This window comes from Pseudoalteromonas sp. SG44-8 (assembly GCF_014164125.1).
Taxonomy (GTDB): Bacteria; Pseudomonadota; Gammaproteobacteria; order Enterobacterales; family Alteromonadaceae; genus Pseudoalteromonas; species Pseudoalteromonas rhizosphaerae.
Window position 1 is genome coordinate 68,039 of the sequence record NZ_JACJEQ010000010.1, and the last position, 24,380, is coordinate 92,418.

At 40.4% G+C, this 24,380-nt stretch carries 21 protein-coding genes; 14 read left to right on the forward strand and 7 right to left on the reverse strand.

The genetic code is table 11. From position 1 onward, the window contains the following. Nucleotides 1–23 precede the first annotated feature (23 nt). The 5 genes from H5163_RS10320 to H5163_RS10340 all read left to right on the forward strand — a co-directional run bounded on the left by H5163_RS10320 (nt 24) and on the right by H5163_RS10340 (nt 4,848). A complete protein-coding gene (locus H5163_RS10320) occupies nt 24–1,904 on the forward strand; it encodes a methyl-accepting chemotaxis protein (protein ID WP_145238482.1) in 1,881 nt (626 codons plus the stop codon). A 195-nt stretch (nt 1,905–2,099) separates the two neighbouring features. Next, nucleotides 2,100–2,540, forward strand: a complete 441-nt coding sequence (locus H5163_RS10325; RefSeq protein ID WP_182735065.1) for a hypothetical protein — start codon at nt 2,100–2,102, stop codon at nt 2,538–2,540. 372 nt (nt 2,541–2,912) lie between these two features. After that, complete coding sequence (locus H5163_RS10330; RefSeq protein ID WP_182735066.1) at nt 2,913–3,302, forward strand: hypothetical protein; 390 nt, start codon at nt 2,913–2,915, stop codon at nt 3,300–3,302. A 144-nt stretch (nt 3,303–3,446) separates the two neighbouring features. Next, entirely contained in the window at nt 3,447–4,139 is a 693-nt protein-coding gene (locus tag H5163_RS10335; protein ID WP_182735067.1) for a hypothetical protein, read from the forward strand. Between the two features lie 448 nt (nt 4,140–4,587). After that, nucleotides 4,588–4,848, forward strand: coding sequence for a hypothetical protein (locus H5163_RS10340; RefSeq protein ID WP_145238485.1), 261 nt, complete (start codon nt 4,588–4,590; stop codon nt 4,846–4,848). Nucleotides 4,849–5,138: 290 nt separating this feature from the next. Here H5163_RS10340 and H5163_RS10345 read toward each other — a convergent pair whose 3' ends face one another. The 5 genes from H5163_RS10345 to priA form a co-directional block, all read right to left on the reverse strand. Further along, on the reverse strand, nt 5,139–5,513 hold the full coding sequence (locus H5163_RS10345; protein WP_182735068.1) for a gamma-butyrobetaine hydroxylase-like domain-containing protein: 375 nt from the start codon (nt 5,511–5,513) through the stop codon (nt 5,139–5,141). A 68-nt stretch (nt 5,514–5,581) separates the two neighbouring features. Beyond that, nucleotides 5,582–6,910 (reverse strand): HslU--HslV peptidase ATPase subunit, encoded by a 1,329-nt coding sequence (gene hslU, locus H5163_RS10350; protein WP_182717691.1) that lies wholly within the window; start codon nt 6,908–6,910, stop codon nt 5,582–5,584. An 11-nt stretch (nt 6,911–6,921) separates the two neighbouring features. Then, on the reverse strand, nt 6,922–7,440 hold the full coding sequence (gene hslV, locus H5163_RS10355; RefSeq protein WP_145238496.1) for an ATP-dependent protease subunit HslV: 519 nt from the start codon (nt 7,438–7,440) through the stop codon (nt 6,922–6,924). Nucleotides 7,441–7,520: 80 nt separating this feature from the next. Beyond that, nucleotides 7,521–8,051 (reverse strand): SPOR domain-containing protein, encoded by a 531-nt coding sequence (locus tag H5163_RS10360; protein WP_149982624.1) that lies wholly within the window; start codon nt 8,049–8,051, stop codon nt 7,521–7,523. Nucleotides 8,052–8,072: 21 nt separating this feature from the next. Further along, entirely contained in the window at nt 8,073–10,259 is a 2,187-nt protein-coding gene (priA, locus tag H5163_RS10365; protein ID WP_182735069.1) for a primosomal protein N', read from the reverse strand. 233 nt (nt 10,260–10,492) lie between these two features. Between priA and rpmE the strand changes: the two genes are divergently transcribed. Next, complete coding sequence (gene rpmE / locus H5163_RS10370; protein ID WP_145238505.1) at nt 10,493–10,705, forward strand: 50S ribosomal protein L31; 213 nt, start codon at nt 10,493–10,495, stop codon at nt 10,703–10,705. 564 nt (nt 10,706–11,269) lie between these two features. Continuing rightward, nucleotides 11,270–12,511: a malic enzyme-like NAD(P)-binding protein gene (locus tag H5163_RS10375; RefSeq protein WP_145238508.1), complete on the forward strand. Its 1,242-nt coding sequence runs from the start codon at nt 11,270–11,272 to the stop codon at nt 12,509–12,511. A gap of 109 nt (nt 12,512–12,620) precedes the next feature. Here H5163_RS10375 and metJ read toward each other — a convergent pair whose 3' ends face one another. Beyond that, nucleotides 12,621–12,941, reverse strand: coding sequence for a met regulon transcriptional regulator MetJ (metJ, locus tag H5163_RS10380; protein ID WP_016709540.1), 321 nt, complete (start codon nt 12,939–12,941; stop codon nt 12,621–12,623). A gap of 235 nt (nt 12,942–13,176) precedes the next feature. Here metJ and metB point away from each other — a divergent pair, with 235 nt between their 5' ends. Both metB and metL read left to right on the forward strand, forming a co-directional pair. Continuing rightward, a complete protein-coding gene (gene metB, locus H5163_RS10385) occupies nt 13,177–14,439 on the forward strand; it encodes a cystathionine gamma-synthase (protein WP_145238511.1) in 1,263 nt (420 codons plus the stop codon). 6 nt (nt 14,440–14,445) lie between these two features. Next, on the forward strand, nt 14,446–16,791 hold the full coding sequence (gene metL / locus H5163_RS10390) for a bifunctional aspartate kinase/homoserine dehydrogenase II (RefSeq protein WP_182735070.1): 2,346 nt from the start codon (nt 14,446–14,448) through the stop codon (nt 16,789–16,791). 81 nt (nt 16,792–16,872) lie between these two features. Here metL and H5163_RS10395 read toward each other — a convergent pair whose 3' ends face one another. Further along, nucleotides 16,873–19,368 (reverse strand): penicillin-binding protein 1A, encoded by a 2,496-nt coding sequence (locus H5163_RS10395; protein WP_182735071.1) that lies wholly within the window; start codon nt 19,366–19,368, stop codon nt 16,873–16,875. Between the two features lie 132 nt (nt 19,369–19,500). On the opposite strand from H5163_RS10395, the gene H5163_RS10400 reads away from it, so the two are divergent. The 5 genes from H5163_RS10400 to H5163_RS10420 are packed head-to-tail and all read left to right on the forward strand — an operon-like array spanning nt 19,501 to nt 24,355. Further along, complete coding sequence (locus tag H5163_RS10400) at nt 19,501–20,580, forward strand: pilus assembly protein PilM (RefSeq protein ID WP_145238520.1); 1,080 nt, start codon at nt 19,501–19,503, stop codon at nt 20,578–20,580. Then, a complete protein-coding gene (locus tag H5163_RS10405; RefSeq protein ID WP_145238523.1) occupies nt 20,568–21,131 on the forward strand; it encodes a PilN domain-containing protein in 564 nt (187 codons plus the stop codon). Before H5163_RS10400 ends, H5163_RS10405 begins: the two co-directional genes overlap by 13 nt. Then, a complete protein-coding gene (locus H5163_RS10410; protein ID WP_182735072.1) occupies nt 21,131–21,751 on the forward strand; it encodes a type 4a pilus biogenesis protein PilO in 621 nt (206 codons plus the stop codon). Before H5163_RS10405 ends, H5163_RS10410 begins: the two co-directional genes overlap by 1 nt. Beyond that, complete coding sequence (locus H5163_RS10415; protein ID WP_182731697.1) at nt 21,748–22,284, forward strand: pilus assembly protein PilP; 537 nt, start codon at nt 21,748–21,750, stop codon at nt 22,282–22,284. The genes H5163_RS10410 and H5163_RS10415 overlap by 4 nt, the downstream gene beginning before the upstream one ends. Next, nucleotides 22,271–24,355, forward strand: a complete 2,085-nt coding sequence (locus H5163_RS10420; RefSeq protein ID WP_182735073.1) for a type IV pilus secretin PilQ — start codon at nt 22,271–22,273, stop codon at nt 24,353–24,355. Before H5163_RS10415 ends, H5163_RS10420 begins: the two co-directional genes overlap by 14 nt. Nucleotides 24,356–24,380: the final 25 nt, after the last annotated feature.

Genomic DNA, 24,380 nt, shown 5'->3' on the forward strand with positions numbered 1-24,380 from the left:
ATTTATTTTATAGGCTGTTGTTAATGAGTTTACTCCAAAATTTGACTATTAAACGTCGTTTACAAGTCAATGCATTAGTTGTTGGTCTCGCTATGGTCGTTATGTTGTGCGTTATTATTTATGAGGCACGCATTATGCTAAAACTAAATGAAACGATTCAGTATGCTGAAAAACTCGATATACATGAACTGTCAATGCGCAAGTACGAAAAAGACTTTTTGTTTTATAAACAAGAAAGCAGCTTAGAGTTATTCGATCAAGAATATGAACAGTTGCAGATTAAAATTAAAAAATTGGCTCAATTATCAGCCGAGCTTGATATTGCCACTGTGCAAGTAGAGCAATTTGCAGTACTTGCTAAGCAGTATAATGATGATTTTCAAAAGGTTGTGCAATTACAGAAGAAAATAGGCTTACACCCCAAAGATGCGCTTTATGGCGAACTGCGAGACGCAGTACATAAAATGGAAACGTTGTTAGACAAACAAGATAACTATCATTTACTCACTTTGATGTTACAGCTTAGACGCTCTGAAAAAGATTTTATGCTGCGTTTTGACCTAAAATATTTAACTCGTTTTGAAGACGGTGTATCGGAGCTTGAGCGCCAAATTCGCAACGAAAACTTAGCTTCAAGTGACCAGTCAGAGCTGTTACGTTTACTTGCTATTTATAAAAGTAAGTTTAAATCGTTAGTTGATGAGCAAGTTGCATTAGGTCTGGATTTAGGTTCAGGTGCACTTGGTAAAATGAGAGACAGCGTTAAACAAAGTGATGATTTAGTTACTTTAATTACAACTGCAACTAAGCAGCAAGTTGAGTCTACTGCTGCAAAAACGCAAATGCTCGCAATAATAATTTTTATTGTTGCCAGCTTGCTGGTGATGATCTTGGTGTACTTTACAAGTCGTTCGATTATCGTCCCAATTGAACGGGTGTATCACACCATCAATGAAATTCGTCGAAATAATAATTTAAGACTTGTTATAGAACACAGTGGTAAAGATGAAGTAACCACCATGACAATTGATTTTAATAGTCTTATAAGTGACTTCAAAAAACTCATTTACGAAGTAAATACAGCTTTAACGACTTTAAATATTGCTACCGATCACTTATCGGAGAGCACCGCAGCAACGAGCTCGGGTATGCAAGAGCAGTTGCATGAAGCTGATATGGTTGCAACCGCCGCGACGGAAATGCAAGCCACCATTCAAGACATTTCTCATAATACCGAGGCCGCAGCCAAAAAAGCAGAATCAACTAATCAAAGTGCTCAACAGGGGCGCAAAGAAGTTGAAGCAACGGTTAAGCAGATCAATCAATTATCCGATTCACTGGGTAATGCCTCTACCGTAGTATCACAGCTTGAAAAAGACGGTGAAACTATTGGCTCAGTATTGGATGTTATTCGTGGTATCGCTGAACAAACTAATTTACTAGCACTCAATGCGGCAATCGAAGCTGCGCGCGCCGGAGAGCAAGGCCGAGGCTTTGCTGTTGTTGCTGATGAAGTGCGTTCACTTGCACAGCGTACTCAAGAGTCAACCAAAGAGATTGAGAGTATTATCTCGATTTTACAAGGGCGTACTCAAGAAGTCGTAAGCATAATGCAACGATGCCGAACACAAGGCGGCGAAAGCGCAGCACAAGCAACAAAGGCGGGTGAACTACTGAACTCTATTACCGAAGATGTGCAAACTATTATGGAAATGAGCACGCATATTGCCACCGCAATTGACGAGCAAAGCCAAGTTGCTTCTGAGGTGAATAAAAACGTCGTGCGTATTCGTGATATCGCCGAAGATGCCTCAGCTCATTCATCAAGAAATGCACAAACTAGCGAAGAAGTATCAGAGCAAGCTAGGGTACTTTACGCCGCGATAGATAAGTTTAAGGTTTAAAAACAGAAGCTAGGTTCTAGGGTTTAGGCTCTAGGAGTTAGCTGAGCTTTAAGCGCTAAGCCATAAGTTTTAAGCAGCCCTGAGTTGTTTGAAAGTTATGGCTTTTTTGTTTTCACACTTTTTTATTTTTATTTTTAGGTTAAAGGTTACTCTCAGTTTTATTTCTCGACGATAAACCAGTTAATTGGAGCCTCTTTGCTAAAGTGTAATCAGTGTGCGGCTAAAAAAGATTTCAAAATACATTTTTGGATGTCAAAAATAGACATGGTTGGGTTTATCTTTCTCAGCCTTTGTTTATCTATACCCATTGGGATTGTGGCTTTCTTAGCTGAGGAGTCGCAAAGTTTTGCTCGCTTTATTGCTTTTGCCGTTCTAATTTTTGCCGCAATTAAAAAACACAAAAAAGTGGTTGCACTTTTAATCGTTGAGCTTGTTATTGACTGGGCTCTTGATAAGGCTGGAATGTATGAGTTTAACTTAATGGTTGCAACAGCATTTATCCTCACATTCATAAAAATTGGCAGTAAGGTTTATGGATTCTTTTTTCAATGTGTGAATTATAAGTTTGATTTAGACATCTTTTGTCCAAAGTGTAATAAAACATATAAAAAAGTTAGGCTACCAGAGAGCAAGTAATAGCTAACTTAAAGTAAATAGGCAAGGGCGATATCAATCTTTTTACTCTAAAGTGCAGTGCTTTAAATAATAGAAAAGTTATGATTATTTGTAGTGGCTCATATCTTATCTTACAGTTTCGATAAATAGACTTGGACTTCATCTAACTGGCATTTATGAGCAAAAGCGGACGCCGGTAAAAGTTAAACTTAGTCCTGTTTTTTGAGTAGGATCCTAATTTTGTCTGATAACATTATTAACCGCCGTTTTGATGCAAAATAACAAGCTTTGAATTTTAGCTATTTTAATTACTTGTTTACAAAGGTAATTATTGGTGGAATTATAAGAGTATATAATATAAACCGTTTTGGTGTGTTATAAGCACGGATGGATATGAGAGCACTTTATTTACTTTTATTTTTAGTTTCTATCAATGTAAGTGCTGATGCTTACTTTCCCAGCTGCTTTGAGTCCTCTACTTTTGAGAGGAATGGTAAAAAGCTATTTATTACACCAGATGATTTGTTAAACCGTCCTAATTGGGGCTTAGGTGATGGCGAACCACCAATATCAATTGGTAGTGCAACAGAAAAAGTTATGTCATTTCTTCGTGATAAATACAGTGTTGAAGAAGTGATTTTTGCATTTGTTCACCTAAAGAGCCAAGTTTGTTCAATAGACCAGGAAATGCAAATAGTTTGGTTTTACGTTTTCGCTGCTGACTCACCAATTAGTCTTGTTGGTATCTCAATGACTGGACGATTGATTGAGGCCGTAGAATGACATTTTGGAAATATGCTTCTAACAAACCAAGTCATCGGAAAATCACTCACTGGCTGCGCTAAAACGTTCGTGTGTTTTCCGCTGCTTGTGGCATTATATTTCATGAGAATTTTGCTTTCATCTATGCTATCAAAGGGGTTATATATGGATCTTGAAAAACAAATCAAAGTATTTAAAGATTTAGGCTACGAATTCGCAGAAGGTGTAACTAAAGAGCTAATTCTTCGTGATGTATATGAAATGACATGGGAAGAAGAAACGGAAAAACATATTGAAGAGAACCCTTTTTCAATTCTATATTATTTCTATGGATGGAGAGATTCTGCTGTAAAAGGACGCAATTATACAGATGATTGTATTTGGTTCGATTTAGAGTTCTTTGATTCTAGATCTGAATATAAATGGTTTATGGAAAGAATGGGAGTTATTACCCATGGTGATATGATTTTTTCAGATATAACAATAGATACAGATTCAGATGATTGGGAATGGATTGATTTTAAAGTTAACGGTATACCTAAGCGATGGAAATTGGAGAAAACGGGCATAATACCAGATCATTTTGTAGAACGTTTTTCATCTTTAAATAAAGAATTAGGTTTTTCGCGACAGTTTACCTATTACGATAATGGCGGGCAACAATGGGTCATTGATTATGCTAACAAATCAGAACAAAAAGAATTTAATGAAAAAACAGGTTTAAATAGAGAGTGGCTAGGTGAAGGAAATCATTTTAAAGCTCTTCCAGAAAGCCATGATGAAGTACCATCTAAAACTCTACAGCAAAAATTTGTGAGTATATATTCAAAGTTAGCTAGTAGATTTCAAAGTCAATAACAAAAGAAATATAACACATATGAGCCTTAACTCTGTCAATAGGCACTAGTGTTCTTTTTGACCGTCAATTCTAAATCAATAAATAAATTTGTTTACTTCGTCTGACGATGTGGCTGTTAAGGCAGTAGCTTAAGGCAGACACATATAAGCGCAACGTAATAGCCTTCACGTTATTAGCGCAGCATTTGCTTATTTTCCTCTTAAGCGCAGCGCCTCTTAACCACTTTGTAAATAATTCACTAAATTTTTTTGCACAAAGAGAAGGGAATGAGCAGTAAATGAGGGAAACGTAGCGCTTAGTATTGGCGTGCTTAAATAACTGATAATCTGACATGATTATTACTAAGCGATTGAATCAAAATAGCAACTCGGCTATGGTTAATGCATCAATAAAAAATAAATTAAAAACGAGTTATTCTAAAGGCTCGTTAGGATTACGAGAGTATCAATGAAACTTTTAAGCTGGATTTTACTGATATTATTTATATTATCTTATGGTAGTTCTGCATTATTTTGTTCAGGTTTTGTTGATATTATTGAGCCAAATTTTGGTGAATGCTTTAACAGTGGTGTTTCATATTTTGATTATTTTCCAAAAGGTCAGTCTCCTCTTGAAATGTTAGGTGTAAAACTAATTGCGGCATGCTTAGTAATATCATTTGTTATTGGTTTTATTTATCATAAGTTTAAAGTCAGAAAGCAACCCTAACATATATGAGTCTTAACTCAGTCAATAGGCAATAGTATTACCTTTGACGGTTTAAATTCGGTAACGGCCAACTTAAAATCAATAAACAAATTTGTTTACATCGTCTGTCGATGCAGCTGTAAGTAGCTTACGGCAATCAGACTATTTAGGGCTTATTAAAACCTTTACCTAGCACCTTCTCGTTACGCTTCGCTACACTCAACCACAACCACATAGTTAACTTTAACGCCGAGCTGCGCTAACTTTCACCTTGAACCTTTTAACTCGCTAACTATACTCTCGCAAACTCGCTAAGGTACAAACTTGATCGGTACGCTGTCTTTATTGGCATTATGTTCTGCGAGGCGTTGTTGGTAGGTTTGCCATAAATCGTCATGTTGAGCTTGTAGGTGGCTGAAATATGCCCAGCTAAATAAACCGCTGTTGTGGCCATCGTCAAAGTCTAAACGCAGTGCGTAGTGGCCGACTGGCTCGATGTTTTTGATGCTAACCTGCGATTTACCGAGTACCAATTTCATTGGTTCGTTACCATGGCCTTGTACTTCGGCAGACGGTGAATGAACACGTAAAAACTCACTACTAAAAGTACAGTGGGTGTCATCGTCAAAATAGACATCAAGGGTTTTGCTAACGGTATGATGATGTACCTTGATAACTTGTTTCATTGTTATGCCTGTGTATTGAGCCTAGAACCTAGAACTTAGAGCCTGGGCCCTAAGTTCTAGTTTTAAAATTAAAGAATAAAGCGACTTAGGTCTTCATCTTCAACCAGTGCACCTAAATGCTTCTCAACATAGGCGGCATCAATGACTAAACTGGTGCCAGCTTGCTCTGATGCATCATAGGAAATTTCTTCCATCAGTTTTTCCATTACCGTATGTAGGCGACGTGCACCAATGTTTTCGGTTTTTTCATTAACTTGCCATGCCGCTTTGGCAATGCGCTCAATGGCGTCATCGCTAAACTCTACACTTACTTGCTCTGTTTTAAGTAGTGCATGTTGTTGCTCGGTCAGTGAGGCATGTGGTTCGGTTAAAATACGTTTAAAGTCGTCAGCGGTTAATGCTTCAAGCTCTACACGAATAGGTAAGCGACCTTGTAGTTCTGGGATCATGTCAGATGGTTTTGCCATTTGGAATGCGCCAGAGGCAATAAACAACATATGGTCAGTTTTCACCATGCCATGCTTAGTGCTCACGGTTGAGCCTTCAATCAGTGGCAGTAAGTCACGCTGTACGCCTTCACGGCTTACGTCTGGACCTGATGATTCACCGCGTTTACAGATTTTGTCTATCTCGTCGATAAACACAATACCGTTTTGTTCGGCTGCGAAGATTGCTTGCTCTTTTAGCTCTTCAGGGTTTACTAATTTAGAGGCTTCTTCTTCAACCAATAATTTAAACGCTTCTTTAATTTTAAGTTTGCGTTTAGTGCGCTTGTCACCCGCCATATTTTGGAACATGCCTTGCAGCTGGTTGGTCATTTCTTCCATACCAGGTGGTGCCATGATCTCAACATTTGGTTGTGCTTGAGCTAAATCAATATCAATTTCTTTATCGTCTAATTGACCTTCGCGTAATTTTTTACGGAAAATCTGACGCGTTGAAGATCCTTCATCGCGTTGGCTTTCACCAGACGAATCTTTAGCTGGAGTTAGTAGTGCATCTAAAATACGTTCTTCGGCAGCTTCTTCTGCGCGATGTTTGAATTTTTTAGTTTGTTGCTCACGGGTCATTTTGATTGATACATCAACCAAGTCGCGAATGATGGTTTCAACTTCTTTACCAACATAGCCCACTTCAGTGAACTTAGTCGCTTCGACTTTAATGAAAGGCGCGTTGGCAAGTTTTGCTAAACGACGGGCAATTTCAGTTTTACCAACACCGGTTGGACCGATCATCAGGATATTCTTCGGCGTTACTTCAGCGCGAAGATCTTCATCTAATTGCATGCGGCGCCAGCGATTACGAAGGGCAATAGCCACTGCTTTTTTTGCTTTTGCTTGACCAATTATATGCAGGTCAAGTTCATGAACGATTTCTCTGGGAGTCATATCAGACATAGCAGTTCCTATTACAATTCTTCGATGGTTTGAAAGTTATTTGTGAATACACAAATATTGCCGGCAATTGTCAGGCTTTTTTCAACAATTTCGCGGGCGCTTAAATCGGTGTTTTCAAGTAGGGCAGTTGCAGCTGATTGGGCAAAGTTACCACCACTACCAATGGCAATTAAATCATTTTCAGGCTGCACAACATCACCGTTACCAGTAATTATCAGTGAGGCTGTGGAGTCGGCAACAGCAAGTAATGCTTCGAGTTTGCGCAAGGCGCGATCGCTACGCCAATCTTTAGCCATTTCAACAGCGGCTTTGGTTAGATTGCCTTGGTGCATTTCAAGCTTGCTTTCAAAACGTTCGAACAGGGTGAAGGCATCAGCAGTGCCGCCAGCAAAACCGGCGATCACTTTGCCATTATAAAGGCGTCGAACTTTGCGGGCGTTGCCCTTCATTACGGTGTTACCAAGTGAAACTTGGCCATCGCCACCAATGACGACTTTATCGCCGCGACGTACACTTACAATAGTGGTCATGTTATTCCTCATCATCGAGTCGCAGGGGCGACTCGTTAAAAGCGATTGATGATGAGTTAATATGGGTTAATGGGCTAAAATCAAGTCCAATTCCAAATTCCGCAACCAGTTATTTTGCTACGCTTTAGTTTGTTTTTATCACTTTCGGCTAAACGTTTGGTTTTATAAGGACCTAAACGCACTTTATACCAGACACCGTTAGTGCCGGTTGTTTCACGAATTTCGGCGATTAATCCGGCAAATGCAATTTTAGCTTTTAAGGTTTCTGCTTGGCCATGGGTTCTGAATGAGCCGCATTGCATTACATAAGGGCCTTTTTGTTCAAGCTCTCTTACTTCAACTTGAATTTCATGCTCTTTGATTTCTTTTATGAATTCAGGAGGGCGTGGTTTAGGCAACTCTTGTTGCACTTTTGCAGGTGTTGGGTTTGCTTGTTGTTCAACCAGCTTTGGATCTGCATTGGTTTTGACATACCATAAACCAAAACTAAAACCGCCAACAAGTAGCACGGTAACCAGTACTAATAATACGGGGAATGGTTTTTTCGGTGGCGCTGTTTTTTTGCTGTTACGGTTGCCCGGTTTTTTATTAATAAAATCGTGTTGTGCCATGGTGGTATTGGGCTTTTAACCTTAAATCATATCTATTGGATCTACATCTAAGCTCCATCGCACCTTTTGCGCTAATTTACTGGTACTTAAGTAGTCTACCATTTGCGCGAGATATTGGTGTAATAGAGGGCGTTCGAGCGCTTGAATATGCAATTGAAAGCGATATTTCCCTGCAATTCGCTCGAGCGGTGCAGGGATCGGACCTAGCAATTGTATACCAGTTAGACCTTGGACTGGAACTAAATCTGTTAAAAAATCGACCACTTGCTTTATGTTGTGACCTTCGGCGCGGACAATCGCCATATTAGTTATTGGTGGTAGCTGTGCGTCATCGCGCTCTTGCAGTGCAAAACGGGCGAAATCTTGATAACCATTATTGACTAAATCTTGTAATAAAGGATGCTCGGGAAAGTGAGTTTGCAATAATACATGACCAGGTTCGCCACTGCGCCCAGCACGGCCAGCCACCTGAGTAACCAATTGTGCTAAATGCTCTGTGGCGCGAAAGTCGCACGAGTACAAGCCGCCGTCGACATCAAGGATCAATACTAAGCTCACATCAGCAAAGTGATGACCTTTGGCAAGCATTTGGGTGCCAACTAAAATCCGTGCACCGCCTTGGTTTATATCGTCTAGGGCTTTTTCTAAACTGCCTTTACGACGCGTTGAGTCGCGGTCAATCCGGCTAATCGGGGTATCAGGAAACTCGGTTGTTAAAAACTCTTCTATTTGTTCGGTGCCTTTGCCGTTAGGAAATATTTGTGTACTACCACAGTCTGGACACTGATGCGGCACGTGTTCTTGTTCACCGCAGTGATGGCAAATCATCTGGCCGATGGCTTTGTGAAAAGTCGCACTAGTGCTGCAACGTGTGCACTCACTTAACCAACCACATTCATGGCAAATCAGGGTAGGCGAAAAACCGCGACGGTTTAAAAATACCATCACTTGTTTGCCTCGTTTTAAATGCTGACGCATAGTGGCAAGACTGGCATGAGCTATACCAGCTTGATCCGGCTGGCCTTTCATATCAATCAGCTGAAATTTATTGTCGGTACTGGTTTGCGCACGTTGTGTTAGGCTCAGTAGTTGGTATTTATTATGAATTGCCTTATGCAAGGTTTCGAGCGCCGGGGTTGCTGAGCCTAAGATCAGCGGTATTTTATGTTGAAAAGCGCGGTATGCGGCTAAATCACGGGCATGGTAACGTAAGGTATCTTGTTGTTTAAATGAACCGTCATGTTCTTCATCAACAATGATCATACCAAGCTTTAAAAATGGTAAAAAGATACTCGAACGTGTACCAATCACAATTGCGCAACTGGCTTTTTCACAAAAGCGCCAAGTTTGTAAGCGTTCGTTATCGGTCAGTGCTGAATGCCACAGCATAATCGGCGTATCAGGAAAGCGACGACGAAATCGATTAACCGTTTGTGGCGTAAGGCCAATTTCAGGCACTAGTACGAGTGCTTGTTCACCGCGTTTTAAAACCTCTTCAAGGCATTGTAAGTAAACCTCGGTTTTACCACTGCCAGTGACACCTTCTAGTAAAAAGCTATTGAAACCGACCGCTTGATTAATGGTGGTACAGGCTACTGCTTGCTCTTTATTTAAAGTCGGCTTAGTGCCTACGGTGGGAAGTTGTTGTTGCCATTGGTTGTCGTGTTCAATCGTTTGGCTGATCAGCTCCTTGTTAAGTAAGCTGTCGATAGTTTTTTTACTAAACCCCAGCGCTTTTAATTCTGTAAGTGATGATTTACCCGAATCTGCCAGTTGTTTGAGTAAGCTTAGTTGGCTCTTTGCTTTTAAAGACGGTAATTTAGCGCCTTTTTCAGTTAGTGCCACCATACTAATACTGCTTTTATCTGGGCACAGTCCTTGACGCAGCGCGCCAGGCAGGGCGATATGAATTGTTTCACCTAGTGGGTAGCAATAATAGCGCGCAGTAAAACGCAATAATTCGATATGTCGCTCTGATAAAACGGCTTCATCATCAATCACTTCAAGCACTGCTTTAAGTTTATTAACCGGCACATCGGTGTTGGTTTTTAGCGCCAGTACTACCGCAACTTTGCGCTGATTACCAAATGGCACCCATACCCGCGCACCGACTTTAGGCATCACCGATAAACCATCGAGTTGCTCTGGAATGCGATAATCAAAGGTGCGATGCAACGGTACTTTTATAGCAACTTCAACAAAACTCATAACAACCCAAACAAGAACGAATAAGGGAGTTAATGTACTAAAATTATGGCTGAAAACCTACCTGCAAATATCTTCTTTAAAACTTTTGTTCATTTTATTAGCAAAAACGACATTTAAAGCTTGTAGCAAGTGGGGTTGTTGCTTAGAATACGCGTCCTAAATAATTTGTTTTAACGACGTATGGTGCCAGACTCCGGGTTTGGAGAGCGATGCGGCCTTAACTAGAGGTTTCTATGAAAGAAGGTATTCACCCTAAGTACGAAGTAATTTCAGCATCATGTTCATGTGGAAATAAATTCGAAACTCGTTCTACTCTGTGTAAAGACATTCACTTAGACGTATGTTCTGCGTGTCACCCGTTTTACACTGGTAAGCAAAAAGTTTTAGACACAGGTGGCCGTGTTGATCGCTTTAACAAGCGTTTCGGTTCACTTAGCAGCAAGTAATTCTTGTTGTTTTGTCGGAAAAAGCACCTTAGGGTGCTTTTTTTTATGCCTGCTATTTATTAAAAACACCGCCTTTTAGTCTTTATTTCTTGCTCTAGTGCTCCAGCTTTACGCATTCATTATGTTGTGACTATTTCCCACTTTTATATCCAGTATAGCGAGTAAATAACAGACAAATAGTGATTTGTTGACTATATTGTCATTCTCGTTAAAGCGATAAATTAAACGTTTTTGTCGGTAAAGTTAGGTCTTTTGCGGTTAAATGTTGTTAACGTCTTACTTTGATGGTTTTTAGTCATAGGCCATTATTTTTGCTTTAAAGCGTTGCATAATGAGCATTTTAAGATGGGTTTTTTGATGCTTTGTGGCGTTTTTATAGCCGAAAATTGAAGCTTTTTTGCAAAAAATGCTGACAAAACGCATAAAATTAACGGATATAGCATATAACAGGATAGACCTGATATTGCTTGAATTTAATTATAATATAGGTATCGTTCCCTATAAGATATAAGAACTGCTTACTCTCACTTTCAACTTAACTTACTTGCAGGATAAAATCGCGTTATGTCAGACTTTCGTGAACAAGCTTTACATTACCATTCGCACCCCGTTCCAGGAAAAATTAGCGTTGAGCTTACAAAGCCAGCTGAAACCGTACAGGATCTTGCACTCGCATACAGCCCCGGTGTTGCAGAACCGGTACGTGAAATAGCTGCTGATCCCGCTAATGCCTACAAATACACCGGTAAAGGCAATATGGTTGCGGTTATTACTAACGGCACCGCTATTTTAGGTTTAGGTAACTTAGGTCCATTGGCTTCAAAACCGGTTATGGAAGGTAAAGCGTTATTATTTAAACGCTTTGCGGGTCTAGATTCGATAGATATTGAGGTGAAACACAATACCACCGAAGATTTCATCAATACAGTTGCTAACATAGCTGATACGTTTGGCGGTATTAACTTAGAAGACATTAAAGCGCCAGAGTGTTTTGAAATAGAAAAAGCATTGATCGAGCGTTGTAGCATTCCAGTGTTCCACGACGATCAACACGGTACCGCGATTGTAACGGCTGCTGGTATGATCAACGCACTTGAAGTACAAGGCAAAGAAATCGAAGATGCGATTATCGTTTGTTTAGGAGCCGGTGCCGCAGCGGTTGCGTGTATGGAGCTACTGATCAAGTGTGGCGCATTGCGTGAACATATTTACATGTTAGATCGTAAAGGCGTTATTCATACTCGTCGTGATGATTTAAACGAGTACAAACAGTTATTCGCTAACAATACAGATAAGCGCACACTGCAAGATGTTATTGCTGATGCCGATGTATTTGTTGGTGTATCTGGCCCGAATTTACTTTCTCCTGACGATCTTAAGCTAATGGCTGATCGACCTGTAGTGTTTGCCTGTTCAAACCCAGATCCAGAAATCTCTCCAGTGCTTGCTCATGGTGCTCGCGATGATTTAATCATGGCAACGGGTCGTTCAGATTATCCAAACCAAGTTAACAACGTGCTGTGTTTCCCATTTATTTTCCGTGGTGCGCTAGATGTGCGTGCAAGCAAAATTAATGATGAAATGAAAATTGCTGCGGTTGACGCTATTCGTAGCATTGCTAAAGAACCAGTACCAGCGGAAGTATTAAAAGCGGCGGGTGTTGAGACACTTGAATTTGGTGCGCAGTATATTATTCCAAAACCGATGGATCCGCGTTTATTACCGCGCATTGCCAAAGCAGTAGCGCAAGCGGCAATTGATTCTGGTGTTGCACAAATTGATATGCCGGAAAACTACATGGAGTAGCTGCTTAGCTGCAATTGGTAATGGCACAATAATAAAAACCTCAGTAACTTACGTTACTGAGGTTTTTTTGTAGCCCATTCCTGAAGCAGGAATATATACAAATGATAACTTAATCTTCGTTGAGTACAGGTACTTCGAGACCCATTTCAAGCATGATTTTTTTCACTTCTTCAGGCACTTTCTCTGGATTATCTTTACGTAAATCTTCATCGTTTGGCAGTGGTTGGCCAGTAAATGCGTGTAAAAATGCTTCACAAAGTAATTCGCTATTTGTTGCATGGCGAAGATTATTAATTTGACGACGAGTACGCTCATCAGTCAAAACTTTTAATACATTTAGCGGGATCGAAACGGTGATCTTTTTAACTTGTTCTGATTTTTTCCCGTGTTCTGCGTATGGGTGAATATATTCACCATTCCATTTAGCCATAGGATGTATCGTTGCCTCAGGTTGTTAATTGTTTGCGCGACCTTTTGCAGCGCAAAGATGGCGAAATTCTATCGTGTTAAAAAAGATAGTCAAATACTTGTTTTTTAGCCATCTAGCGGCTTAAATGTTTTTACTTCTAATCTTGCGGCTAAAACCGCATAAATGCTTTGACTTATTAAATTTGATCCTCTAACCTTTTAGACGTCTAAACATCCATTTAATTGTAGGTGACGGTATGAGTCAAAAGAATAAAGCAACCATTGCAGTACGCAATGGTATTGATGCAGATAAACATCACGGCGCGGTTGTGCCTCCCATTCATTTATCGACCACCTACTCATTTGCTGATTTTGATAAAAAGCGCCAATATGATTATGGCCGTAGCGGCAACCCAAACCGTGATTTACTCGCTGAAACGCTCGCTAAGCTTGAAGGTGGCGCTAAGGGGATTATCACTGCAACGGGCATGGCTGCGGTGCATTTAGCTACTCAGCTGCTAAACAGTGACGATACTTTAGTGATCCCACATGATTGCTATGGCGGTAGTTACCGCTTATTCACCTCACTTGAAAAGCGTGGCTTATTAAAGTTAGTGGTTTTAGATTTAACTAAATCTGAAAATCATCAAAAAATTCTTGAGATAAAACCAAAGCTAATTTGGATTGAAACACCGAGTAATCCTATCTTACGGTTAACCGATATTAAAGCGATCACCACGATTGCTAAGCAGTGCGGTGCGTTGGTTGGTGCCGATAACACATTTTTATCACCTGCTTTGCAAAACCCAATTGAGTTTGGTGTTGATATTGTGGTGCATTCGACCACTAAATATATTAACGGTCACTCAGATGTTGTTGGTGGTGCGGTGATCGCCGCTACCCAAGAGTTGGGTGATGAGCTTGCTTGGTGGGCTAATAACATTGGCATTACCGGTGCCCCGTTTGATAGCTACTTAACGTTACGTGGTTTACGTACTTTGAATGTTCGTTTACGTCAGCATCAAGAAAATGCCTTTATTATTGCCCAATATCTAGAAAACTCCCCTTATGTAAGCCAAGTATATTACCCTGGATTAGTATCTCATCCACAGCATGAACTCGCTAAACAGCAGCAACGTGGTTTTGGTGGCATGGTAAGCTTTGATATCAAAGGTGATATTAATGATGCTGCAGAATTTTTGACCAGCTTAGAAGAATTTAGCTTAGCTGAGTCATTAGGTGGGGTTGAGAGTTTGATTTGTCACCCTGCAACTATGACCCACGCAGGTATGGAGGCAACTGCTCGTCTTGCTGCGGGAGTAGGTGATACCCTGATCCGTATTTCGGTGGGCATTGAAGATGTAAAAGATTTAATCGCTGACTTAGATCGTGTATTCAATAAAGTGAAACCAGGTCAAGCTCAGCACGGCGCAAAAGTAATCGCTTCCTCTGTTCAACAACAAGATGATGAGCAATCAAGCTCATTTAAACTGACTCCTGCACATACGGCTTTGTGGTAATAAAAAATGGTAAATATAGTTCATAAATTTGGTGGTTCTAGCCTTAGTTCTGCAGAGCGTTATCAGGCCGTAGCAAATATTATTCTAGCCCATACGGAAGCCGGTGATTGTGTGGTGGTATCCGCAGCCGGTAAAACTACTAATACGTTAGTTACGCTATGGCAGAGTTACCAGCAAGGTGATCAACAGGCAGTGAGTGATATTTTATTGCAGCTTGATAATCATCAACGTACTTTGATCGAGCAGTTATTGAGTCCAGCAGCGCGACATACGGCATTAAACGTATTAGAACAAGAGCTAGCCTTAATTGCACAGCAAACTCAACAGCAAAGCTTACAGGAAGCCGCATTGCTTGCTCACGGTGAAGTTTGGTCGGCACGATTATTGGCTAGCTATTTAAAACAGTTAAATGTTGCAGCTCAAGATGTTGATGCTCGTCAATTGTTTACCCTTAATGATGGGCAATTATTACATCAAAAAAATCAACAAGCCTGTGCCGAGTTAATTTCAGCCAATTGCATTAATATTGTTACTGGTTTTATAGCCGCTGATTGCCAAGCAAATACAGTTACTTTGGGGCGCAATGGCAGTGATTACAGCGCGACTTTGTTAAGCAGTTATTGTCATGCTAGTCAGGTATCAATTTGGACTGATACCCAAGGGGTGTTTAGTACCGACCCTCGTAAAGTAAAAAAAGCGATTAAGTATTCTAAAGTATGTCGTGGCCAAGCAAACTTACTGGCGCGTTTGGGCAACCCAGTGTTACATGCTAAAACTCTCTCGCCATTAAAAAATACTGATATCAAATTAGTCGTTCGCAGTAGTTACGACAGCGAAGCTAGCGCGACAGAAATTGTCAAAGAAGGTTACAGCAAAGCTAAGCGTTTTATCACTACCTTAGAAAATATTGATTTACTGCGTATTGATCAGCTGCGTGGCGGTGAAATTGGCGAATTAAGTCAGCTTATTCAACACAGCTTGCATCATTTTATTAAAAACGGCGATACCTACTTACTAGTGCCGGCAGCAGCGACTCATCAGGTGGTGAGTCATTTGCAAGGGCGCGCTAATATTATTGAGTCGAACTTACATGGTTGCGCTGTTGTGGCGCCACGAAATGATGTAGCGCAATTATTTGAACAAGCAACGCAAGTGCTTAGTGAGCAAAGTTTAGTGCCGCGCTTTAGCCATCAAGACGCAGACTACATATTACTACTAACGGATCAATCTATTGATAGTGATGTATTGACCTTATTGCATGATAAGTTGATTAACAAAGGCCAAGAGCTTGCCATTATTGTTGCTGGCCTTGGTAATGTTGGTGAAGTATTTATTGAGCAACTAAGTCAGCAGCTTAATCGTTTGCAGCAACACTTCAGCGTTAAGCTGGTTGGTTTATTACGCTCGCGCTCTATGTTGTTCAGCCCAAGTGGTATCGTGCTTGAGCAATGGCAGTCACAGTGGCAAAACGAAGCAATAGATTACCAAGAAGCTGATTTACTGACACGTATCAGCGAACTCGATTACGAACACAAAGTGCTGATTGATATTACTGCTAGTGAAGCGTTTAGTAAGCTTTACCCGGCGTTTGTTAATTTAGATTGTCACCTGATCAGTGCTAATAAATATGCGGGCACTGCAAATAATGACTGGTATCAAAATTTACGCCGTAATTTAGCTGAACGTAACTTACTATGGCGTTATAACACCAGTGTTGGTGCGGGTTTACCAATTAATTTTGCGTTAGCTGATTTACAAAACAGTGGCGACAGTATTACCCATATTGAAGGCGTGTTCTCAGGCACTTTATCGTGGTTGTGTAGCAGTTATGATGGAAGTGTGGCGTTTTCCGATTTAGTGTTGCAAGCGCAGCAAATGGGTTACACCGAGCCTGATCCACGAGAAGATTTATCAGGGCGTGATATGCAGCGCAAACTGCTTATTTTAGCCCGTGAATTAGGGCTCACCTTAGAGCTTGATGAGATTGGCTTAACACCGTTGATGCCAGAGCAACTAGCGCAAGGTGATTGGCAGTCTTTTTTAGCTAATAAGCAGTTGCTTGATGACTTTATTGCTGAAAAAGCGCAGTTAGCTGCCAAAGAAAACAAAGTACTGCGTTATACCGGTGCGTTAACAATTGCTGATGGCAAAGTAACCGCTAAAGTCGGTTTGGCTTATGCAACACAGGGTGATGCCTTAGCTAACTTAACTCCAGGTGATAATATCTTTGTTATCAACAGTCAGTGGTATAGCGATAATGCGTTGGTGATCCAAGGTCCTGGTGCAGGCAAAGAAGTTACCGCAGCAGGCGTGCATTCTGATTTATATTGGTTAATACAAAACTTAAAATGAGCTCTGAGTTTGTAAAATAAAAAAAGCGCCGATTGGCGCTTTTTTTATGTAGCAGCGATTTTATATCGCGACATAGTAATATTAAAACAGCTCTTCTTCTGTTTTAGTCTCTTCTTCAAAAACGTTTTCTACATGCTGCATCACATACTTAGTGGGCGAGGTGCCTTTTTCAAAGTATTCAAAGCGACTAGTGTAATCGTTCTTTTGACTCAAGAGTCCCGTTGCTAGATCGATTCGTACCGACACTAATCCTTCAGGTGGCTCGATTGGTGCTTCTGGCTTATCTTTGAGTGCTACTCGCATAAAGTCAATCCATGCCGGTTGAGCTGTTTTAGCACCAGATTCTGCACCAGAGATCTGGGTATTATTCATGTTGTTGTTATAAGTCGAGCGACCAAGCGGGTTACCTGGATTATCAAATCCAACCCAGACCGAGGTCATAACATTACGGTTAAAGCCGCTAAACCAAGTATCGACAGAGTCATTAGTAGTACCCGTTTTACCGGAAAGATCGCGACGATCTAATACCTGAGCACGCCAACCGGTTCCACTCCAACCCGTTTTATGGGCCCAACTACCGCCCCCCCAAATTGCGCTATTCATCGCATCAGCTATCAAAAACGCGTTTTGTTTAGATATGATGCGCGGCGCACAATGATTTGCTGTTTGGCTGGTATTTAACCCTGTAGTGGACTCAAATTGAGTCATTGTTAGCTGAGGCGTAACAGGATCACACGCTAATAATGGTTTTGTTTTAAATAACACATTACCTGCAGAGTCTTGAATCTCATTAATAAAATAAGGGGTGATCAAATGACCGCCATTGGCAAATGTGCTCATGCCACGGGCAAGCTCTAAAGGAGTGATTGACGCACTACCTAAAGCTAGCGATTCACTGCGATTGATATCATTATTTTGAAAGCCAAATTTTAATAGGTGATCAGCTGTGCGCTGCAAGCCTACACCGCGCAGTAAGCGCACCGAAATAACGTTTTTCGATTGTGCTAAAGCACGACGAATACGGATTGGGCCGTTATATACCGCAGGGCTGTTTTTTGGTCGCCATGCAACCCCTAGGCTCTTGTCCCATTGATTGATTGGCGCATCATTTAAAATAGACGCTAAGGTATAACCATTATTCAGCGCCGCAGAATAAATAAACGGCTTAATGTTAGAGCCGACCTGACGTTTTGCTTGCACGGCTCGGTTATATTGGCTTTGTTCAAAGCTATAACCGCCAACAATTGCTTTAATGCGACCATCATTCGGATCCAGCGATACTAATGCACTTGAGGCTTCAGGTAATTGGCTGAGTAGATAACTGCCATCGTCATTTTTACGTAGCCAAATTTGCTCACCTGGATTGAGTATGTCAGCAGCTGTTTTTGGTGGGAAACCTTGACGGTAACGCGTAATGTATTTGCGCGCCCATTTGAGATTATCCCAGTCTAGAGTGACTTGCTCACCACTTTTTAATAACACTGTTGCCGTTTGCTCTCCTACAGACAAAACTGCTGCCGTTAATAGCGGGGCAATTTCTTTTACCGGCTCAAGCTTTGCTAAAATTTCACTAGAGCTTAGGGCAGGTTGCGTTTCAAAATCCCACAGTTGCTGCTCTGGGCCACGATAGCCATGGCGCATATCGTATGCATGGAGATTATCAACGAGTGCTTTTTGCGCTGCGGCTTGTACGTCAGATTCAACACTGGTGTAAACTTTAAAGCCGGTATTATATGCTTTTTCGTAGCCATAACGAGCGACCATTTCTGCACGCACCATTTCAGATATATAAGGCGCATATAAGTCTATTTCGGCACCATGAAATTTTGCCGTAATTGGTTCTTGAGAGCTCTGGTTGTAGTCTGCTTGAGAGATATAACCTTCATCAAGCATACGTCTGAGTACCACATTACGGCGTGCCTTGGCGCGAACTGGGTTTCTGATCGGATTTAAAGCTGAAGGCGCTTTTGGTAAGCCTGCAATCATTGCCATTTGCGCTAAAGTTAACTCGTTTAGTTGCTTACCATAATAGACTTGTGCAGCGGCTCCGATACCAAAAGCACGATTACCTAACTCTATTTTATTTAGGTATAAAGCGAGTATTTCATCCTTGGTAAGTAAGTTCTCAATGTGTAACGCAATGAAGATCTCTTTTACTTTACGAATATAGGCCTTTTCACGTGTTAAGAAGAAGTTACGAGCTAACTGCATTGTTATAGTACTTGCGCCTTGTTTTTTCTCACCAGTTGAAATTAATACGAGCGCTGAACGTAAAATACCTATAGGATCTATACCTATATGGTCATAAAAACGGTTATCTTCAGTGGCTAAAATAGCATTTATGAGTGGTTGTGGGATCTCTTCTATAGTCACTGGAATGCGGCGTTTTTCACCGAACTGGTTGATTAACAAACCATCTTTCGAAAAGACTTGCATAGGAGTTTGTAATTGCACGTCTTTTAAAACTTGCACACTGGGGATATCAGATTTAACGTAATAATAAAGGCTTACTAAGGTAATGAGCCCTAAAAACGCGCAGATGATAAAAAATTGTAAAGTTCGTTTTAATAAAATCACTTATATTTTCCCTAAATGGACTCCCAATTAGAATCGGAGACTGCTAGTATATATTGATTAAAAAATGAATAGTATTTTTTCATATAAAAATTATAACTTGTTTATTCTTAAAACAAAGGCCAAGTTGCGAACATGCTAAGTCAACTATTGAGTAAGTCTTCATCGATGATGGTAGGGATAGATATCGGTTCACATGCTATAAAAGCAGTGTTACTGAATGAAACGGACAGTGGCTATAGGCTCGAAGCGTTAGCAATTGAGCCAATGCCAAAAGGTACAATGGCTGAGCGCAATATTCAAGATATTGAGGCGATTGGTAATATCATTACTAAATTAAAGCGTAAGTTACCAAAGTCAATTCGTTCGGCAGCAGTAGCAGTATCGGGACAAACCGTCATTACGAAAGTAATTTTTATGGATGTTACGCTTTCAGATGCAGAGCTTGAGTCGCAAATAGAAATCGAAGCTGACAGCCTTATTCCCTATCCTTTAGATGAAGTTAGCCTAGACTTTGAAAAGCTCAGTACCAACGAAGCCGATCCTTCCAAAATGAATGTGTTGCTTTCAGCTGCGCGTACCGAAAGTGTTGAAGCTCGTGTTGGTGCATTAGAATCAGCTGGCTTAATAGCAAAAGTAGTTGATGTAGAAAGCTATGCCCTGAGTCGCGCAATGGATGTGTATTATCAGCAATTACCAAGCGATGCATTTAATAAGTGTGTAGCAGTGGTCGATATTGGCGCGGTACTTATGTTGGTAAGTGTGGTACTTGGCGGTGAAACGATTTACACCCGAGACCAAGTATTTGGTGGCGATCAATACACTAACAGCATAGTAGCTTATTATAATAAAAGTTTTGATGAAGCTGAAATAGGTAAAACTACAGGCGATCTTCCGCCTAACTACACGTTTGAAGTATTGGCACCATTTCAAACCTCATTATTACAGCAAGTACGCCGCGCAGTGCAGATGTTTTTAACTACCAGTGGCAAAGATCAAATCGATTACATTGTGCTCACTGGTGGCACAGCGATGATTGATGGCCTCGATCGACTGCTAATCGAAGAACTAGGCATCCATACCATAGTGGCAGAGCCTTTTGAAAATATGGATATTTCCCATCATGTCGATCGCAATGTGTTACAGCGTCATCGTACTCAATTTGCAATAGCGACTGGTTTGGCATTAAGGAGTTTTTCATCATGCCACATATAAATCTACTGCCTTGGCGCGAACAGCAGCGCAAACAATCACAGAATAAATTTGCCACTGTTTTGTTTTTTGTGGTGCTTGGCAGTTTTATCAGTATGTATTTACTCAGTAGTTATTACGGTAGTTTACGAGATGGTCAAAATATTAAAAATAATTACCTTTCAGCTGAAATTGGCCAATTAGATAAACGTATTAGTGAAATACGTGAATTAGACAAAAAGAAAGAAAACTTGCAGCAACGTATGCGCTTAATCGAAGAACTGCAAAGTAGTCGAAACTTGGGTACGCAAATTATGGATGAAGTTGCCAAAATTGTACCAACGGGGGTGTATCTAACTAAGTTAGAGCGTCGTGGTAGTGCAATTCATGTGGTTGGTCGTAGCGAATCAAATAATTACTTGTCAAATATGTTACGCCAAGTACAAAATTCCTATCTGCTCGAAAAGCCGATAATGCAAGGTATTATTGCTGGTGAAAAATCGTCTCGTTTATTGAGTGATTTTAATATGGAATTTTATGTAAAACCCTTTGATAAGATTGGAGAGGTTAAATAATGAACCTTGATATCAAAGCGTTAACAGAGATTGAATGGAACGAAATTGAGCTTGAAAACATTGGCGACTGGCCAATAGTTGTCAAGATTATTTGCTGCACTTTTGTAGCTGCCCTCGTATTGTTTTTCAGTTACAGCTTATTGGTTTCAGATGAAATAGACAGCTACCATAATGCGGTTAGTAAAGAAGTTGAGTTACGCAGTAACTACCGAGTGAAATACTCACTAGCGAGTAATCTAGAAATTTACCGTCAACAAATGGTTGAAATGGAAGAAAAGTTTTCTTTATTGCTAAAGCGCTTACCGACTTCAAACGAAACGCCAGGCTTACTTGATGATTTATCTTATGTGGGCACGACCAGTGGCTTAACCTTTCTTAAAATTGGCTGGTTACCAGAAGTGGAAAAAGAGTTTTATACTGAGTTGCCGATTAAAATTGAAGTAATAGGTAGCTACCATGAGTTTGGTGATTTTGTTGGCAAAGTAGCGCAACTTCCTCGTATCGTAAGTTTGCATGACTTTTCAATTACTAGTTCAGATTCAGGCAAGCTGACATTTAGCGTGGTCGCCAAAACTTACCGCTACGAAGGCGGCGTGAAAAAAGTAGGGGCTAAAAAATGAAAAAATTAGCCTTGGTTTTACTCGGCGGTATTTTGGTGAGCGCATGTAACGATGATACCTCTGAGCAAAAAGAGTTTATTGATCAGGTAAAAGCCAGCACTACACCTAAAGTTGAGGCCATTCCAAAACTGATCCAATTTGAGCACTTTGAATACAATGCACAGCAACTACGTAGTCCTTTTGTTGCGCCGCAGCCAGAAATTATTCAAAATAACATGATCCAAGTTAAAAACTGTTTACATCCTGATCCTGATCGTACGCGTGAAGTTTTAGAGAAATATCCGTTGGATAATCTGGCAATGAAAGGCACACTGGGTTCTGGTGGCCAAACATGGGCATTAATTAAAGCTGCAGATGATACTTTGCACCGAGTGACTGTTGGTAATCATATTGGTTTATATCATGGTGTTGTACAAGATGTTAAAAGTGATTATATAGAATTGTTAGAATTAATACCCGACGGGTCTGGTTGTTGGAAAGAACGTCTTACGAAGCTTGAAATGTTAGAGGCGGGCTCCAATGGCACTAGTTAAAAATAAAAAAGGTAAAATTAAAATGCATAAGGGAGTATCTTGGAGTAATCGCATTCATCAGGCTTTGTTTGTTGTTATTGCCCTTTTTATCACGCAATCAGCAATGGCAACTCCGTTATTGTATGACATTCGTTATAGCCCATTAATAGCTGGAGAAACACAGTTACAGCTGGTATTTGATGAGGAGCTGAGTGAAGAACCAAAAGTTCAGGTATTTAATAACCCAGCCCGTATTGAAATGCGCTTTAATGCCACTGATGTTGAACAAGGTATAAGTGAAGTACAAATCAACCAAGGCGGTATTGAAAAAGTTAATAGTGTAGCTGCTGATGGTAACTTGATTGTCACTGTTCATTTAGAGCGTTTAAAAATTTACCAAACAACGGTTAATAATAATCTTGTTTCATTACACGTTTCCGATAATCCTATCACGCCACAAGAAGATGCTAATACCGCCAAAGAAGTGACTGGCAATTACATTAACTCAATCCAGTCTATTGATTTTCGTCGTGGTGAAAAAGGTGAAGCACGAGTATTAGTATTCTTGCAAGACACTCAAGCTGCGATTGATGTGCATGAAAGTGGCGGTAAAATTATTGCTGAATTTCATCATACTGATATTTTAGATGACTTATTATATGAGCTAGATGTGCTAGATTTTGGCACTGTGGTCAGCTCAATTGAGACATTTAAAGAAAATAATATGAGCAGGGTGGTAATAACTCCTAATGCAGCGTTTAAATTTACTTATCAGCAAATTGAAAATATCCTTACTCTTACAGTTGAAAAAGATGACTCGCAACGTTCATATTTAGAAGGTGGTAAAGAGTATCAAGGTCGGCCAATGACGCTAAACTTTCAAGACATCTCAGTGCGTGCCGTATTACAAATTATTGCCGGCTATAATGATTTCAACCTAGTAACCAGTGACTCAGTCAGTGGCAACATAACTCTGCGTTTAGATGGTGTGCCTTGGGATCAAGCTCTTGACGTGGTATTACGCGTTAAAGGTTTAGATAAGCGTATGGATGGCTCTATATTAATGGTTGCACCATCTGAAGAGCTTGCCGCCCGCGAAGCGAAAGATCTAAAAGCCAAACAACAAGTTGAAGATTTAGAGCCGCTTTATAGTGAATATATTCGTTTGAATTATGCTAAAGCGGAAGAGTTTGCTGATTTACTGAAAACCGACACTAACAGCATTATTAGTGCTCGCGGCAGTGTATCCGTTGATAAACGTACCAATACCTTGTTAATTAAAGACACCGTTAAAAGCATTGCAAGTGTTCGCCGTATGGTCGAAACTTTGGATATAGCGGTTAGACAAGTTATTATTGAGGCACGTATGGTTACTGTACGTGATAACGTAAAAGAAGACTTAGGAGTACGTTGGGGGTTTAGTGATCAACAAGGCACTGATGGTATTTCAGGTACCTTAGAAGGTGCTAATACGATTTCTAACGGCACCATTCCAAGTATTTCTGATCGCCTTAATGTAAACTTGCCTATCACAGGTGCCGCTGGCAGTATTGGTATGCACGTTGCTAAATTAGCAAATGGCACGTTACTTGATTTAGAGCTAACCGCGCTTGAAGAAGAAAACCGTGGTGAAATTATCGCAAGTCCGCGCATTACGACTGCCAACCAGAAAAAAGCACGTATTGAACAAGGTACCGAAATACCGTATGTTGAATCTGCTTCAAGTGGTGCTACAACTGTTAGCTTTAAAAAGGCAGTATTGAGTCTTGAGGTAACACCACACATCACCCCAGATAATAAAGTTATCTTGGATTTAATCATTACCCAAGATACCCGAGGTGATACGGTACAAACTGGAACTGGTCCTGCAGTTGCAATTGATACCCAAGAAATTCAAACCCAAGTACTGGTTGAGAATGGTCAAACCGTGGTACTTGGTGGTATATTCCAGCAGCAAATCATTAACTCAGTTAAAAAAGTACCATTATTAGGTGATATTCCTTACCTAGGAGTGCTGTTTAGAAGCACTAGTGAGTTCAATGAAAAGAAAGAATTGCTGATTTTCGTTACTCCGAAAATCCAAATAGAGTAATTTACACTGATTTATTCTTACACAA

Coding starts and splice junctions, on each gene's coding strand:
- H5163_RS10360 (WP_149982624.1), bottom strand. CDS start 8,051: ATGGCACAACACGATTTTATTAATAAAAAACCGGGCAACCGTAACAGC.
- H5163_RS10415 (WP_182731697.1), top strand. CDS start 21,748: ATGAAAAAATTAGCCTTGGTTTTACTCGGCGGTATTTTGGTGAGCGCA.
- hslU (WP_182717691.1), bottom strand. CDS start 6,910: ATGTCTGATATGACTCCCAGAGAAATCGTTCATGAACTTGACCTGCAT.
- metB (WP_145238511.1), top strand. CDS start 13,177: ATGAGTCAAAAGAATAAAGCAACCATTGCAGTACGCAATGGTATTGAT.
- H5163_RS10400 (WP_145238520.1), top strand. CDS start 19,501: ATGCTAAGTCAACTATTGAGTAAGTCTTCATCGATGATGGTAGGGATA.
- H5163_RS10410 (WP_182735072.1), top strand. CDS start 21,131: ATGAACCTTGATATCAAAGCGTTAACAGAGATTGAATGGAACGAAATT.
- H5163_RS10330 (WP_182735066.1), top strand. CDS start 2,913: ATGAGAGCACTTTATTTACTTTTATTTTTAGTTTCTATCAATGTAAGT.
- H5163_RS10345 (WP_182735068.1), bottom strand. CDS start 5,513: ATGAAACAAGTTATCAAGGTACATCATCATACCGTTAGCAAAACCCTT.
- H5163_RS10405 (WP_145238523.1), top strand. CDS start 20,568: ATGCCACATATAAATCTACTGCCTTGGCGCGAACAGCAGCGCAAACAA.
- hslV (WP_145238496.1), bottom strand. CDS start 7,440: ATGACCACTATTGTAAGTGTACGTCGCGGCGATAAAGTCGTCATTGGT.
- rpmE (WP_145238505.1), top strand. CDS start 10,493: ATGAAAGAAGGTATTCACCCTAAGTACGAAGTAATTTCAGCATCATGT.
- H5163_RS10420 (WP_182735073.1), top strand. CDS start 22,271: ATGGCACTAGTTAAAAATAAAAAAGGTAAAATTAAAATGCATAAGGGA.
- priA (WP_182735069.1), bottom strand. CDS start 10,259: ATGAGTTTTGTTGAAGTTGCTATAAAAGTACCGTTGCATCGCACCTTT.
- H5163_RS10320 (WP_145238482.1), top strand. CDS start 24: ATGAGTTTACTCCAAAATTTGACTATTAAACGTCGTTTACAAGTCAAT.
- metJ (WP_016709540.1), bottom strand. CDS start 12,941: ATGGCTAAATGGAATGGTGAATATATTCACCCATACGCAGAACACGGG.
- H5163_RS10375 (WP_145238508.1), top strand. CDS start 11,270: ATGTCAGACTTTCGTGAACAAGCTTTACATTACCATTCGCACCCCGTT.
- metL (WP_182735070.1), top strand. CDS start 14,446: ATGGTAAATATAGTTCATAAATTTGGTGGTTCTAGCCTTAGTTCTGCA.
- H5163_RS10340 (WP_145238485.1), top strand. CDS start 4,588: ATGAAACTTTTAAGCTGGATTTTACTGATATTATTTATATTATCTTAT.
- H5163_RS10335 (WP_182735067.1), top strand. CDS start 3,447: ATGGATCTTGAAAAACAAATCAAAGTATTTAAAGATTTAGGCTACGAA.